A 13,113-nucleotide genomic window follows, 5' to 3' on the forward strand; every position below is an offset into this window, starting at 1 on the left:
ACCGGCGGCGGCGGACTGGCGGCAGGGGACCGTCCGGGCGACAATCCCCACCGTGGAGATGACCGCGCGTGAACTGAACCGGGCCACGCTCGGCCGTCAACTGCTGCTGCGCCGGGAGCCGCTGGGCGTCCTCGACATGGTCCGCCGCGTCGTCGCGCTCCAGGCCCAGCAGGCGGCCTCACCGTACGTCGCGCTGTGGAACCGGATCAGCGACTTCGCACCGGCCGCACTGGACGCCGCGTACACCCGCCGCGAGGTCGTCAAGGCGACGCTGATGCGGATCACGTTGCACGCGGTCCACTCCGACGACTACCAGGTCTTCCGCGAGGCGATGCGGCCGACGTTCCACGCCTCCAGGCTCGGCTACCGCTTCGCCGCGGCGGGGCTCACCCCGGCCGACGCCGAGGAGCTCGTCCCGGAGCTGGTGCGCTTCGCCGAGCAGCCGCGGACGGTCGCCGAGATGGAAGCCTGGCTCGAACAGCGCCTCGGCACCGACAAGAAGGCCGGGGCCTGGTGGGGGCTGCGGGCGTACGCACCGCTGCTGCACGCACCGACCGGCGGGCCCTGGTCGTTCGGCCACCGGCCGTCGTACGCCGCCGCGCCGACGCTTCCGGCGTCGGCGGCACCGGATCCCGAGGGCCGGGAGGAAGCCCTGCGGACCCTCGTCCTGCGCTATCTGCAAGGGTTCGGTCCGGCATCGGTGGCGGACGTGGCGCAGTTCGCCATGGTCCAGCGGGCACCCGTGCGCGCGGCACTGCACGCGCTCGACGGCACCGTCGAGCAGCTGAAGGGCCCCGGCGGCACGACGCTGTTCGACCTGCCCGGCGCCCCGCGCCCACCCGCCGACACCCCGGCGCCCCCGCGGCTGATGGCGATGTGGGATAGCGTCCTGCTGGCCTACGCCGACCGCAGCCGCGTCATCCCGCCGGAGCTTCGTCGGCTGGTGATCCGCAACAACGGCGACGTGCTGCCGACACTGCTGGTCGACGGCTACGTCGCCGGCGTCTGGCGCCAGGTCGACGGCGGCATCGAGGTGACGGCCTTCCACGACCTCCCGTCCGACGCATGGGACGGCCTCGCTGCGGAGGCCCGGTGCCTGATGACGCTGCTGGCTGAGCGGGACCCCCGGGTCTACGGCCGGTACGACCACTGGTGGGCCAAGCTCCCCGACGGGCAGGTCCGGGTGCTCCCGGGCTGAACCCGGAGGAACCGGAGCGCCGGGGGACGCCCTCGGGGTGGTCCTCGTCCCGCCCGACCACGCGGAGCACCTCGCATGGGACGGCCTCGCTGCGGAGGCCCGGTGCCTGATGACGCTGCTGGCCGAGCGGGACCCCCGGGTCTACGGCCGGTACGACCACTGGTGGGCCAAGCTCCCCGACGGGCAGGTCCGGGTGCTCCCGGGCTGAACCCGGAGGAACCGGAGCGCCGGGGACGTCCTCGGGGTGGTCCTCGTCCCGCCCGACCACGCGGAGCACCTCGCATGGGACGGCCTCGCTGCGGAGGCCCGGTGCCTGATGACGCTGCTGGCCGAGCGGGACCCCCGGGTCTACGGCCGGTACGACCACTGGTGGGCCAAGCTCCCCGACGGGCAGGTCCGGGTGCTCCCGGGCTGAACCCGGAGGAACCGGAGCGCCGGGGACGTCCTCGGGGTGGTCCTCGTCCCGCCCGACCACGCGGAGCACCTCGCATGGGACGGCCTCGCTGCGGAGGCCCGGTGCCTGATGACGCTGCTGGCCGAGCGGGACCCCCGGGTCTACGGCCGGTACGACCACTGGTGGGCCAAGCTCCCCGACGGGCAGGTCCGGGTGCTCCCGGGCTGAACCCGGAGGAACCGGAGCGCCGGGGGACGTCCTCGGGGTGGTCCTCGTCCCGCCCGACCACGCGGAGCACCTCGTCGGGTGCGGCACCGGCCCGGACCGGGTCGACCACGAGGTCACCGCCACGCCGCCACGCCGCCACGCCGCCACGCCGCTACGCCGCCGCGTCGCCGTAGCCGGTCCTGACAACCGGATCGTCGAGTGGTCGACGTCCTGACGGCCAGGACGTCGACTACTCGACGACCGCCATCTCACGCGCCGTGTTGTTGAAGCGCCGCCCGCCCGACTCCGTCACCGTCACGATGTCCTCGATCCGGACCCCGAAGCGGCCCCGCAGGTAGATGCCCGGCTCCACCGAGAAGCACATGCCCGCCACCAGCGGGCGGTCCTCGCCCTCGATCATGTACGGGGGTTCGTGCGTCGTGACGCCGATGCCGTGGCCCGTGCGGTGGATGAAGTGCTCGCCGTAGCCGGCCGCGGTGATGACCTGGCGGGCCGCGCGGTCGACGTCCTGGCAGGCGGCGCCGGGGCGGACCGCGTCGAAGCCGGCCTGCTGGGCGGCGCGTACGACATCGTGGACGTGCTGCTCCTCGGCGGTCGGCTCGCCGACGTGGACGGTGCGGGTGGTGTCGGAGCCGTAGCCGTCCTTCAGGCCGCCGAAGTCCAGGACGACCATGTCGCCCTGGACGATGGTGCGGTCGCCGGCCTCATGGTGCGGATCGGCGCCGTTCGGGCCGGAGCCGACGATGGTGAAGTCGACCTGGGAGTGGCCGAAGTGGCGCAACAGGTCCGCGAGTTCGGCCGCGATCTCGGTCTCCTCGCGGCCGGAGAAGCGGACCTTGAGGATCTCCTCGTACGCCGCGTCGGCAGCGGCGCCGGCCGCTTCCAGCCGGGCGAGCTCGGCCGCGTCCTTGACCGCGCGGAGCATCGGGAGCGCCTCGGTGAGCGCCACGTACGAGGTGTCGGGCAGCTGCTTGCGGAGACCGAGGAGGTGCATCGCCCAGGTGTTGTCGCTGACCCCGAAGCGGCCCCGGCCGTCGAGGAGCGGGGCGGTGACCGCGTAAGGGTCGTTGCCGTCCGTCCAGTCGCGGAAGGTGAGCGCGGGGGCGCCGGGCGCGTGCTCGGCGTCGGGGGCCTCCAGGGCGGGCACGACGAGGACCGGGTCGTGACCGTCGGCGAGGACGAGGAGGGTGAGCCGCTCGGTCGGCACCGGCCGGTAGCCGGTGAGGTGGACCAGGTCGGGGCCGGGGGCCACGAGGAGCCCGGCGAGCCCGGCGTCGGCGGCGGCCCGGGCGGCCCGGGCCATCCGGGCCCGGTAGTCGTCGGCGGTGAAGGGCTCGGCTGCGGCGGTCACGGCGCTTCCTCCCACATGGCTTCAGTCCTCGTCGTCGTGCCGCTGCTGCGTCACGAGCCGTTCCAGCAGGTCCTGGAAGTCGTCCCCGACGACGATCCGGAGCCCGTCGCCGTCCTCGTCGCGGTCGCTGAGCTGGGTGAGCGTCCCGTTGCGCCACCAGTACACGTACGGCGTGATCGCGCCCGGCGTGTCCGCGTACCCGGAGGCGGCGAACGCGGCCATGCCGTTCAGGGTGGGTATGACGCTCGCGTCGCGGATGACGTGGAAGGCGACCTGGTGCCGGAAGGGCAGCGCGACGAGCGCGCCGTCGGGCGTGATGTGCTGCCCGGTCACTTGCCGGACGAGCGCCTCCAGGACCAGCACCCTGCTCGCGGTGTAGAAGGAGTCGCCCACCACCACCTCGAAGCACATGCCCCCGGCGTCCTTGATGGTCTCGTGGCCCTCCACCGGCAGACCGCGCAGATTGTCCATCGCCCGCTGCCGCAGCCGCGGCACGTCGCCGAGCGGTTCCAGGGCGTCGTCGGTGAGCATCATGACGCTCTCGGGAAGGTCGAGGGCGAGGACCTCGCAGAGCCCCGGGGCGAGCGGCCGGGCGTAACCGAAGGTCTCCGGATCGAGACCCTCGGAGCCGATCACCCGGGGGTAGAGCTGGGCACGGATCTGGTCGGGCGGGAGCGTGTCGAGAGCGGACGGGGCGTCCATGGTGCGCAGCACCATGGCGACATGCCCGCGAATCACCTCGGGCCACACCCGGGGGCCGCGCTCGTCATTGTGGAGGACCGCGGCGAGGTTCCCGAGCCCGAACTGCCGCCCGGCGCTGTCGACGACGACGTCCGCGTAGACGCTTACCTCGAGCCCCTGCTCGGCGAACGCCTCCCGGACCTGCCCGCGGAAACGCGCGCCCTCGCCCTCGGAGAAGAAGGAGAACTCCGCGTCCCGGGGCACGTCGTCCCCGTCCCGCTTCGGTCCCCGCCTGAACAGCCCCACATCAGCCCCCGCTCCTCATGCGTGTCCTCTGCTTTCGAGCCTACCGACCTCCCCTCACGCCCCGCTTCCCAGGCCCGTCCCACCGCGACCGGGGCCGCCCGGCCCGGTCGCCCACCGCAGAAGCGCCGGTCACGGAGCGCGACCGGCGGCGGGCAGTCGGGTGAACCGCCCGCCCGGATCGTGCGGCCGGCCTGACCGCCATTTGGCGGTGGTGCTGTTGCAGGCCCGCCCGGGCCGAAGTGGTATCGGGGCGGATGCCTTGACGGCAGACGGACGTTCACATGTGGCCCGGCCGAAGGATGAGCATGCGCATACCCGGATCCATAGCCGGCCGCGGCGGCTACGCCGCGGCCGCGCTCGCTGCGGTGATCTGCACGACACTGACCGCCGGGCAGGGACGTGCGGCGCCCGGTGACGGGCCGGCTCCCTCCGACCACGCCGCGCCGCTCCAGTGGAGTCCGTGTCCCGAGGCCGGTGAGTACGACTGCGCGACCGCGCAGGTACCGCTGGACTACCGCAACCCCGGGGGGCGTTCCATCGAGCTGGCGCTCGTCCGGCGGAAGGCGACCGGGCCGGGACCGCGGATCGGGTCCCTCTTCTTCAACCCCGGCGGGCCCGGGGCCGCCGGCACGGAACTGCTGCCGGCGACGTACGAGGCGTTTCCCCCCGAGGTGCGCCGGCGCTTCGACATCGTCAGCTGGGATCCGCGCGGGGTGGGCGCGAGCACCGCCGTACGCTGCTTCGACACCACGGACGAGGTCATCGCATGGGCGGAGCCGGTCCCCGCCGGATTCCCCGTCACCGCGCAGGAGCGGACCACCTGGGTCGACGCGTACGCCGACCTCGGCCGGCGCTGCGAGAAGAGCGACGCCGAACTGCTGCGGTACGTCTCCACCGCCGACACCGCCCGCGACCTGGAGCGGCTCCGCGAGGCGGTCGGCGACCGGCAGCTGAGCTACTTCGGGGTGTCGTACGGCACGCTGATCGGCGCCACGTACGCCAACCTCTTCCCCGGCAACGTCCGCGCCATGGTCCTCGACGGCAACATAGATCCCCACACCTGGCTGTACGGCGGCTCGAAGAGCGAGCCCCTGCTGGGGACGTTCCAGCGCGACAGCACGGACCTGGGGGCCTTCGCGACGCTCGAACAGTTCCTCGAACTGTGCGGGCGCGCCACCGCCGACCGCTGCGCCTTCTCCGCCGGCAGCCCGGAGGCGACCCGCGCCAGGTTCACCCGGCTGATGCAGCGCCTCCAGGACGCCCCGCAGGACGACTGGACCTACGCCGTGGCCGTCGCCACCGTGCACAGCAGCCTCTACACCGTCGATCCCGAGTGGGGCGAACTGGCCGACGCCCTCCAGGCCCTGTGGGAACGCCGCAAGCCGGAGGAACCTCCCGCACCCGAAGGCCCGTTGCCGTACCCGGGCCTCGAACAGATCCACGCCATCCGCTGCTCCGAGAGCCCCAATCCCCGGGACCCGCTGCGCTATCCCTCGCTGGAGCAGTTCGGTCGGGAGCGCGCGGGTGACCTCGGCCGGCTCATCGCCTGGGCGGCCGAGCCGTGCGCCACCTGGCCGGCCACGGCGGCGCAGCCCTACACAGGCCCCTGGAACCGCCCCATGGCGCACCCGGCCCTCGTGGTGAACACGACGTACGACCCGGTCACCCCGTACGTGCAGGCGAAGGCCCTGGCCGGCCGCCTCGCGGGCGCCCGGCTGCTGACGCTCAAGGGCTACGGGCACGCCGCTTTCAGCAACCCCAGCGTCTGCGTCGAGGACCACGAGACCCGCTACCTCGTCGACGGCGTCCTTCCGCCCCGAGGAGCGGTCTGCACCCAGGACGAGCAGCCCTTCGCCACCGCCCGGCCGCGCGGAGGCGTCCACACGGGCGGCGGCGGCACGGCCGGCGTCACCACAGGGGGTGGCGGTACGTCAGGCGCCGGGTGACGGCGCGTCCGCCGACCGCGGCCCCGTCGCCCCCGGCGGACCCGCGGGTCATTCGTCCCCTGTACGGCGGGTCACTCGTCCCCCAGCACCACGCATGACTCCCCGGGCACCCTCAGCACCCCGTCCCCATCCGGGGTCCGGCCCTCCGTCGGGTCCCACGAGGCGAGGACCCGGGCGGCGCGGGCGCCGAGTCCGCCGCCCAGCGGTACGGCGGCGGGGGTTTTGCCGAGGTTGACCGCGACCCGCACCTCGCCGCGGCGGAAGAGGAACCAGCGGCCCGCCTCGTCGTAGGCGACCCGCACCGCCGCCAGGTCCGGGTCGGAGAGGTCCGGGTGCTCGTGGCGCAGGGCGATCAGCGTGCGGTGCCAGGCCAGCAGGCGGGCGTGGGGGTCACGGTCGCGTTCGGCGCGGTCAAGGCAGGAGCGGAGCCGGGTGGCGGGGTCCTGCGGGTCGGGGATGTCGTCCGCCGCCCAGCCGTACGCCGCGAACTCCCGCCGCCGGCCCTTGCGTACGGCCTCCGCCAGCTCCGGGTCGGTGTGGTTGGTGAAGAACTGCCACGGTGTGCTCGCACCCCACTCCTCGCCCATGAACAGCATCGGCGTGAACGGTCCCGTCAGCACCAGCGCCGCCGCACAGGCGAGCAGCCCGGGGGAGAGCCGGGCGGAGAGCCGGTCGCCGAGGGCGCGGTTGCCGATCTGGTCGTGGGTCTGGGCGTAGCCGAGGAAGCGGTGGGCGGGGGTGCGGTCGAGGTCGACGGGGCGTCCGTGCGTACGGCCGCGGAAGGTCGAGTACGTGCCGTCGTAGAAGAAGACGTGCCCCAGCGTCTTGGCGAGCGCGGCCAGCGGGGCGCGCGCGAAGTCCGCGTAGTAGCCCCGGGACTCACCGGTCAGCGCCGTGTGCAGGGCGTGGTGGAAGTCGTCGTTCCACTGGGCGTGCAGCCCGAGCCCGCCCTCCTCGCGCGGGGTCGTGGTCCGCGGATCGCACAGGTCCGACTCGGCGATCAGGAACAGCGGCCGCCCCAGGTCCGCCGCGAGGCCGTCCACCGCCGCCGACAGCTCCTCCAGGAACGTCAGCGCGCGGCTGTCGGCGAGCGCGTGGATGGCGTCGAGCCGCAGCCCGTCCATGCGGTAGTCGCGCAGCCAGGCCAGGGCGCTGCCCAGCAGATACGCGCGCACCTCGTCCGAGCCGGGCGCGTCCAGGTTGACCGCCGAGCCCCAGGGCGTGTGGTGGGTGTCGGTGAAGTACGGCCCGAAGGACGGCAGATGGTTGCCCGAGGGGCCGAGATGGTTGTGGACGACGTCGAGCACCACCCCGAGGCCGAGACCGTGCGCCGTGTCGACAAAGCGCTTGAGCGCCTCGGGCCCGCCGTACGGCTCGTGCACCGCCCACGGCGCCACGCCCTCGTACCCCCATCCGTGTGTCCCGGGAAAGGGGCACACGGGCATCAGCTCCACATGGGTGATGCCCAGCTCCACCAGCTCGCCCAGCCGCGCCGCCGCCGCGTCCAGGGTGCCCTCGCGGGTGTACGTGCCGATGTGCAGCTCGTACAGGACCGCGCCGCGCAGCCCGCGCCCCGGCCAGTCGTCACTCCGCCAGACGTATGTGTCCGGGGCGACCACCGCGCTCGGCCCGTCCGGGCCCTCCGGCTGGCGGCGGGAGCGCGGATCGGGCAGCAGCGGGCCGCCGTCGAGCAGAAAGCCGTAGCGCGACCCGTCCCGCGCCTCCGCCTCGACCGCCCACCACTCCTCCAGCACGGGGTGGCGGTCCATCGGGAGCCGCGTACCCTCCAGCCACAGCTCGACCCGGTCCCGGGCGTACGGCGCCCACACCTCGAACAGCACGGCATCCCCTGTTGTGTGTTGTGTCGACAGCACTCGGTGCCAGCACTCGGTGCCGCTCGCACCCATCCTGGCAAGTCCGGGGTCTGGAGGCGGCCTACTCGCCGGTACTAAGGTCCCGGCCATGACGCCGCCCCCGCCCCCTGTACCCTCCCCCGACCGGCTCCCCGTATTCCCCTCCGGCTTCCTCTGGGGCGCGTCCGCGTCCGCCTTCCAGACCGAGGGCGCCGCGCAGCGCTTCGGCCTCGTGCGCATCGACGACGACACGCTGGAGCGGACCCCGAAGGCGTCGTACGCCTGGTACCGGGACGCCGTACGGGCGCAGCGGGCCGCCGCCGCCCGGTCACGGGACTGAGCGGATCCTCCGGACCAGGATCCCGCGGTCGAGGTCGGATCCGTGGCTCCGTGCGGGGATCGTCCAGCACCATGGGCCGCTCACCATCAGCTCGGGGGTGCCCGGTCCTTAGGGACACCCCCGGCCCGATCAATACACAGGACCGCACGGGCCGGACCCGTGCGAGCCTGGCTCACACGAGGTGGATCCGCTCCTGCGTGACCGGGTGCCCGGCCTTCGTGAAGTGCGCCGCCATCGGGTGGTTGGTCTGGTCGGTCGCGCCCGCGATGAACTCCGCGCCCCGCTCGGCCAGGAAGTGCGTGCACTCGACGAGCAGGTCGTACGCGTAGCCGTGGCCGCGCTGCTCCGGTAGCACGCCGATGAAGCCGACGCACGGCCCCGACGGGTTGTGCGCCGGGATGTGCATCCCCACGAGCTCGCCCTCGCGCGTGTACGCCAACTGCCACCACTCGCGCGGCGACGGGCACCAGTGGAAGAAGTCCAGCTCCTCCTGGGCCGCCCGGTCGATGCCGCCCTCGGCGATGGCGCGCAGCGCGTGCGCGTCCAGCGTCGCGGAGTGGATGCGGCGCAGCAGGTCCAGGATGACGCCGTCGTCGGGCTCGGCCCTGAACTCCAGCCGCCCGGGCCGCTCCGGCAGCCCGCACACGGGCGTCCACCGGTACTGGAAGCGCTCCACGAGCACCTTCATCCCGGCTGCGCGCGCGGCCCGCAGCCGCGCCTCACCTGCGGCCCGGGTCACCGGGTCGTCGCGCCAGCCCGCGGGCAGGATCAGCTCGTACTCGACCTGGAACGGGGAGGTGCGCAGCAGTTCGGCGCCCGCCTCCTCCTCGCCCTCGGCCACATCGAACCAGTTGAGATTGACAGGTGCCGTGTCCTCGGGCCCGCCCCACCAGGCGGCCCGTGCGACGACCCTGCCGTCGCGCAGGGCGACGCGCTGCCACTCGGGGCGGTGCGGCGTCGCCCTGGCCAGTGCCCGGCCCACGCCGAGCGGGTCGGGAAGGGTGTCGAAGAGATGTGCGTCGCTCGGGGAGAGCGCGCGTGTGACCAGATCGGTCATGAGGAAGTCCTCCGGGAAGTGGCGTGCGCGTACGGTGTGTACGCACCACGTGTACGGACGCGCTCCCGGTCAGACAGCGAACGCCGGGCGGACGGGGCGGGAGCGCGGGAATCGTGTGGTCTGCACTGCGCTCGCCTCCTTCCGTCGGTCACGGGCGTCGCGGCCACGCTAGACGGCGCCGACCGGCACGTCCAGTGGTTTCCCGCGGCTCTCCGGAAGCGAACGCATCGGTCCTTCTGGACACCCCGGGCTTCCCGGCCCGACAATCACGACTGTGACGTCCTCTTTCGAGTTCCAGACGTATCCCGCTCCCGCGCGGCTCTCCGACGCCGAGCGGGACCGTGTGCTCGGGGTGCTCAGGGAGGGCGCGGCGCAGGGCAAGCTGTCCCACGACACGTTCATGCGGCGCATGGAGCTCGCGCTCGCCGCGCGCCGCCCGGACGAACTGCGCGCCCTCACCGCCGACTTGCGGCCCGAGGGCCGGCTGTCGCAGAAACTGTTCGGCGCCGTCGGCAAGGTGTCGGCCTTCTCCGTGCGGCTCAGCCGCGCCTGGCAGGCCGAGCGGCTCCCCCCGCTGCTGCTGCCCGAGCCCGGCCCGTACCCGCTGCGTATCGGCCGTGACCCGTCCAACGGCCTGCGGCTCAGCCACGAGACCGTCTCGCGCCTGCACGCCGAACTGTCCCTGCGGGGCGGGCTCTGGGTCCTGCGCGACCTCGGCTCGACCAACGGCACGACGGTCAACGGCCACCGGGTGACCGGCTCGGTCGTGGTCCAGGTCGGCGACATGGTGAGCTTCGGCCATATGAGCTTCCGCCTCGCGGCACGCTGAGCCGACCCCGGTCCGACCTCGGCGCGAGCTCGATGCGGACCTCGGTCCGACCTCGGCGCGAGCTCGATGCGGACCTCGGTCCGACCCCGGTCCGACCCCGGTGCGAGCTCGATGCGGACCTCGGTCCGACCCCGGTCCGGGCCCGCCTCGGCCGGGCGGTACCAGCCATAACCGCCGGTAACCCTCTGGGGCCGGGCCCGGTTCACCCCTGGCGGGTGAGGCCGGGCGGCGGCCGGCCAGGCACGCTGGGCAGCAGGTTCGCCCTGCCCAACGGGCGCCGTGCCGGACGGGGAGGTCAGCCATGACCACGGACACACCCATGCAGCTGGGGATGATCGGGCTCGGCCGGATGGGCGCCAATCTGGTGCGCCGGCTGATGCGCGACGGCCACCGGTGCGTCGTCTACGACCTCGACCGTGACGCCGTGCAGGAGCTGGAGAAGGAAGGCGCGACCGCGGCCTCGTCGCTCCACGACTTCACCGACAAGCTGGAGCGGCCGCGCAGCCTCTGGCTGATGCTGCCCGCGGGCGTGGTGCAGCCCACGCTCGACCAGCTGATCCCGCTGCTGGACGGCGACGACGTCGTCGTCGACGGCGGCAACTCGTACTACCGCGACGACATGACCCGCGCGCGGCAGCTCGCCCCGCACGGCATCCACTACCTGGACTGCGGGACCTCGGGCGGCGTCTGGGGTCTCGAACGCGGCTACTGCCTGATGATCGGCGGCGAGGAAGAGCCCGTGGCCCGCCTGGGGCCGCTCTTCCGCACGATCGCTCCCGGCACCGGGGACGCCGAGCCGACGCCCGGCAGGACCAGGGCCGACGGGACGGCGCCCGAGGGCTATCTGCACTGCGGGCCCAACGGCGCCGGGCACTTCGTGAAGATGGTCCACAACGGTGTCGAGTACGGGATGATGGCCGCGATCGCCGAGGGGCTCAGCATCATCAAGCACGCCGACGCGGGGCTGCGCTCGCGGACCGTCGACGCCGAGACCGCGCCGCTGCGCGAGCCCGAGGCGTATCCGTACGAGATCGACGTGGCCGAGGTCGCCGAGGTGTGGCGGCGCGGCTCTGTCGTTGGCTCCTGGCTCGTCGACCTCGTCGCCGACGCACTGGCCCGCTCGCCGGAGCTCGACACGTACACCGGCCGGGTCTCGGACTCCGGGGAGGGCCGCTGGACGGTCCTCGCCGCCGTCGACGAGAGCGTGCCCGCGCCGGTCATCAGCGCGGCGCTGGCGCAGCGCTACGAGTCGCGCGGGCTGGGCGAGTTCACCGACAAGGTGCTCTCCGCGATGCGCGGTGAGTTCGGCGGCCACGCCGAGAAGGCCGGGTGACGCGCCGTGACGAACAGCACTGACACCACGAACAGCACCGACACCACGAACATCACGAACAGCACCGACACTCCGAACAACACCGTCCGGCAGGCGGCGGACCGGCCGGCGGAGCAGGACGCCCCGAACCCCGTCCCCGACGACCACGTCATCGTCATCTTCGGCGCCACCGGGGACCTCGCACAGCGCAAGCTGCTGCCGGGACTCTTCCACCTCGCCAAGGCAGGGCTGCTTCCGGCCCGTTGGCGGATCGTCGGGTCGGCGCCCGCCGACGGGGCGCCCACCGACGAGGAGTTCCGGGCGCACGCGCGGGACGCGGTGGCACAGTTCGGGACGTCGAAGCCCGAGGGGCCGGTCTGGGAGGAGTTCGAGCGGTCGCTGTCCTTCGGTGCGGCCGACCCCGGCGCCCCGGAGCCGCTCCTCACCGCCGTACGGGAGGCGGAGCGCGCGGTCGGAGGGGACCCGCGGCGGCTGTTCCATCTCGCCGTGCCACCCTCGGCGTTCGCGTCCGTCGTCGAGATGCTCGGCACGACCGGGCTCGCGGACGGCGCCCGGCTGATCGTGGAGAAGCCGTTCGGTACGGACCTCGCCTCGGCCCGCGCCCTCAACGCGACGGTCCACGCCGTCTTCGACGAGTCGCGGATCTTCCGCATCGACCACTTCCTCGGCAAGGAGTCGGTCGACAATATCCTCGCCCTCCGCTTCGCCAACGGCTTCATCGAGCCGGTCTGGAACCGCGACCACATCAGCCATGTGCAGATCGACGTGCCGGAGAGCATCGGGATCGAGGGCCGCGCCCACTTCTTCGAAGGGACCGGCACCTTCCGCGACATGATCGTGACCCATCTCTTCCAGCTCCTCGGCTTCGTGGCGATGGAACCCCCCACCAGCCTCGCGGCGCAGCCCCTGCGCGACGAGAAGGAGAAGGTCTTCCAGTCCATGCGGCGGCTGGACCCGGCGCACGTCGTCCGCGGCCAGTACGAGGGCTATCGCGACGAGCCGGGCGTCGACCCCCGCTCGGACACTGAGACGTTCGTCGCGCTGCGCGTCGAACTGGACAACTGGCGCTGGGCCGGCGTGCCGTTCTTCCTGCGCTCGGGCAAATCGCTCGGGCAGGGCCGGCATGTCGTGACGCTCGGCTTCCGGGAGCCGCCGCTGCGCATGTTCCCGATGTCCGTGCGCTCCGGTCAGTGCATCCGCAACAACGAGCTGGTGATCGACTTCGACGACCCCGGCAGCATCGGGACCCGCTTCCTGGTGAAGGAGCCCGGCCCCGCCATGCGCCTGTGCGAGGCGGAGATGGTCTTCAGCTACGCCGAGTCCTTCAACACGATGTACGCGCTGGAGGGGTACGAGCGCCTTCTCCTCGACGCGATGCTGGGCGACCAGTCCCTGTTCACCCGCTCCGACGGGATCGAACGGCTCTGGGAGGTGTCGACACCGCTGCTGGAGAACCCGCCGCCGGTCGAGCCGTACGCCCCCGGGTCCTGGGGACCCGACGCGATCGACCGGCTCATCGCGCCGTACCGCTGGAGCCTGCCGGACCGCCACTGACCGTGCCGGACCGCCACCGACCGACCCGGTCACCGACCCGGCC

General features: G+C 73.2%; 13 protein-coding genes and 1 pseudogene. 10 read left to right on the plus strand and 4 right to left on the minus strand.

Going from position 1 to position 13,113, the window contains the following annotated elements; genetic code table 11:
* Window positions 1-52: 52 nt before the first annotated feature.
* Genes KK483_RS28740 through KK483_RS28760 form a run of 5 tightly spaced genes read left to right on the plus strand, consistent with a single transcriptional unit; the run spans window position 53 to window position 2,034 of the window.
* The gene (locus tag KK483_RS28740; protein WP_262008118.1) at window positions 53-1,198 is read left to right on the plus strand and encodes a winged helix DNA-binding domain-containing protein; all 1,146 of its coding nucleotides are present in this window, start codon (window positions 53-55) and stop codon (window positions 1,196-1,198) included.
* Between the two features lie 37 nt (window positions 1,199-1,235).
* Window positions 1,236-1,406, plus strand: a complete 171-nt coding sequence (locus KK483_RS28745) for a hypothetical protein (RefSeq protein ID WP_399015210.1) — start codon at window positions 1,236-1,238, stop codon at window positions 1,404-1,406.
* A gap of 36 nt (window positions 1,407-1,442) precedes the next feature.
* Window positions 1,443-1,613, plus strand: a complete 171-nt coding sequence (locus tag KK483_RS28750) for a hypothetical protein (RefSeq protein ID WP_399015210.1) — start codon at window positions 1,443-1,445, stop codon at window positions 1,611-1,613.
* A gap of 36 nt (window positions 1,614-1,649) precedes the next feature.
* Window positions 1,650-1,820 (plus strand): hypothetical protein, encoded by a 171-nt coding sequence (locus tag KK483_RS28755; protein WP_399015210.1) that lies wholly within the window; start codon window positions 1,650-1,652, stop codon window positions 1,818-1,820.
* A gap of 37 nt (window positions 1,821-1,857) precedes the next feature.
* Window positions 1,858-2,034, plus strand: a complete 177-nt coding sequence (locus tag KK483_RS28760) for a hypothetical protein (protein WP_262008119.1) — start codon at window positions 1,858-1,860, stop codon at window positions 2,032-2,034.
* 15 nt (window positions 2,035-2,049) lie between these two features.
* Here KK483_RS28760 and KK483_RS28765 read toward each other — a convergent pair whose 3' ends face one another.
* Together KK483_RS28765 and KK483_RS28770 are read right to left on the minus strand one after the other, a co-directional pair.
* Window positions 2,050-3,123 (minus strand): aminopeptidase P family protein, encoded by a 1,074-nt coding sequence (locus KK483_RS28765; RefSeq protein WP_262009721.1) that lies wholly within the window; start codon window positions 3,121-3,123, stop codon window positions 2,050-2,052.
* A gap of 69 nt (window positions 3,124-3,192) precedes the next feature.
* Entirely contained in the window at window positions 3,193-4,158 is a 966-nt protein-coding gene (locus KK483_RS28770; RefSeq protein WP_262008120.1) for a hypothetical protein, read from the minus strand.
* A 305-nt stretch (window positions 4,159-4,463) separates the two neighbouring features.
* On the opposite strand from KK483_RS28770, the gene KK483_RS28775 reads away from it, so the two are divergent.
* The gene (locus KK483_RS28775; RefSeq protein ID WP_262008121.1) at window positions 4,464-6,104 is read left to right on the plus strand and encodes an alpha/beta hydrolase; all 1,641 of its coding nucleotides are present in this window, start codon (window positions 4,464-4,466) and stop codon (window positions 6,102-6,104) included.
* Window positions 6,105-6,175: 71 nt separating this feature from the next.
* Here KK483_RS28775 and treZ read toward each other — a convergent pair whose 3' ends face one another.
* Entirely contained in the window at window positions 6,176-7,945 is a 1,770-nt protein-coding gene (gene treZ, locus KK483_RS28780; protein WP_262008123.1) for a malto-oligosyltrehalose trehalohydrolase, read from the minus strand.
* Between the two features lie 211 nt (window positions 7,946-8,156).
* Here treZ and KK483_RS28785 point away from each other — a divergent pair.
* Window positions 8,157-8,297, plus strand: a pseudogene (locus KK483_RS28785) (family 1 glycosylhydrolase); the annotation flags it as partial.
* 172 nt (window positions 8,298-8,469) lie between these two features.
* On the opposite strand, the gene KK483_RS28790 reads toward KK483_RS28785, so the two are convergent.
* On the minus strand, window positions 8,470-9,354 hold the full coding sequence (locus tag KK483_RS28790; RefSeq protein WP_262008124.1) for a GNAT family N-acetyltransferase: 885 nt from the start codon (window positions 9,352-9,354) through the stop codon (window positions 8,470-8,472).
* 274 nt (window positions 9,355-9,628) lie between these two features.
* Here KK483_RS28790 and KK483_RS28795 point away from each other — a divergent pair, with 274 nt between their 5' ends.
* The 3 genes from KK483_RS28795 (at window position 9,629) to zwf (ending at window position 13,070) form a co-directional block, all read left to right on the plus strand.
* Entirely contained in the window at window positions 9,629-10,183 is a 555-nt protein-coding gene (locus KK483_RS28795) for a DUF1707 and FHA domain-containing protein (protein WP_262008125.1), read from the plus strand.
* Window positions 10,184-10,484: 301 nt separating this feature from the next.
* Window positions 10,485-11,516, plus strand: coding sequence for a phosphogluconate dehydrogenase (NAD(+)-dependent, decarboxylating) (gnd, locus tag KK483_RS28800; protein ID WP_262008126.1), 1,032 nt, complete (start codon window positions 10,485-10,487; stop codon window positions 11,514-11,516).
* Between the two features lie 150 nt (window positions 11,517-11,666).
* Window positions 11,667-13,070, plus strand: a complete 1,404-nt coding sequence (gene zwf, locus KK483_RS28805; RefSeq protein ID WP_262009722.1) for a glucose-6-phosphate dehydrogenase — start codon at window positions 11,667-11,669, stop codon at window positions 13,068-13,070.
* The last annotated feature ends 43 nt before the right edge of the window (window positions 13,071-13,113 follow it).

The organism is Streptomyces sp. FIT100, from assembly GCF_024584805.1.
Classification (GTDB): Bacteria; Actinomycetota; Actinomycetes; order Streptomycetales; family Streptomycetaceae; genus Streptomyces.

Bases quoted from the DNA above. Each gene is read 5' to 3' on its own strand.
- KK483_RS28790 (WP_262008124.1), bottom strand. From the start codon at position 9,354: ATGACCGATCTGGTCACACGCGCGCTCTCCCCGAGCGACGCACATCTC.
- gnd (WP_262008126.1), top strand. From the start codon at position 10,485: ATGACCACGGACACACCCATGCAGCTGGGGATGATCGGGCTCGGCCGG.
- KK483_RS28775 (WP_262008121.1), top strand. From the start codon at position 4,464: ATGCGCATACCCGGATCCATAGCCGGCCGCGGCGGCTACGCCGCGGCC.
- KK483_RS28765 (WP_262009721.1), bottom strand. From the start codon at position 3,123: ATGGCCCGGGCCGCCCGGGCCGCCGCCGACGCCGGGCTCGCCGGGCTC.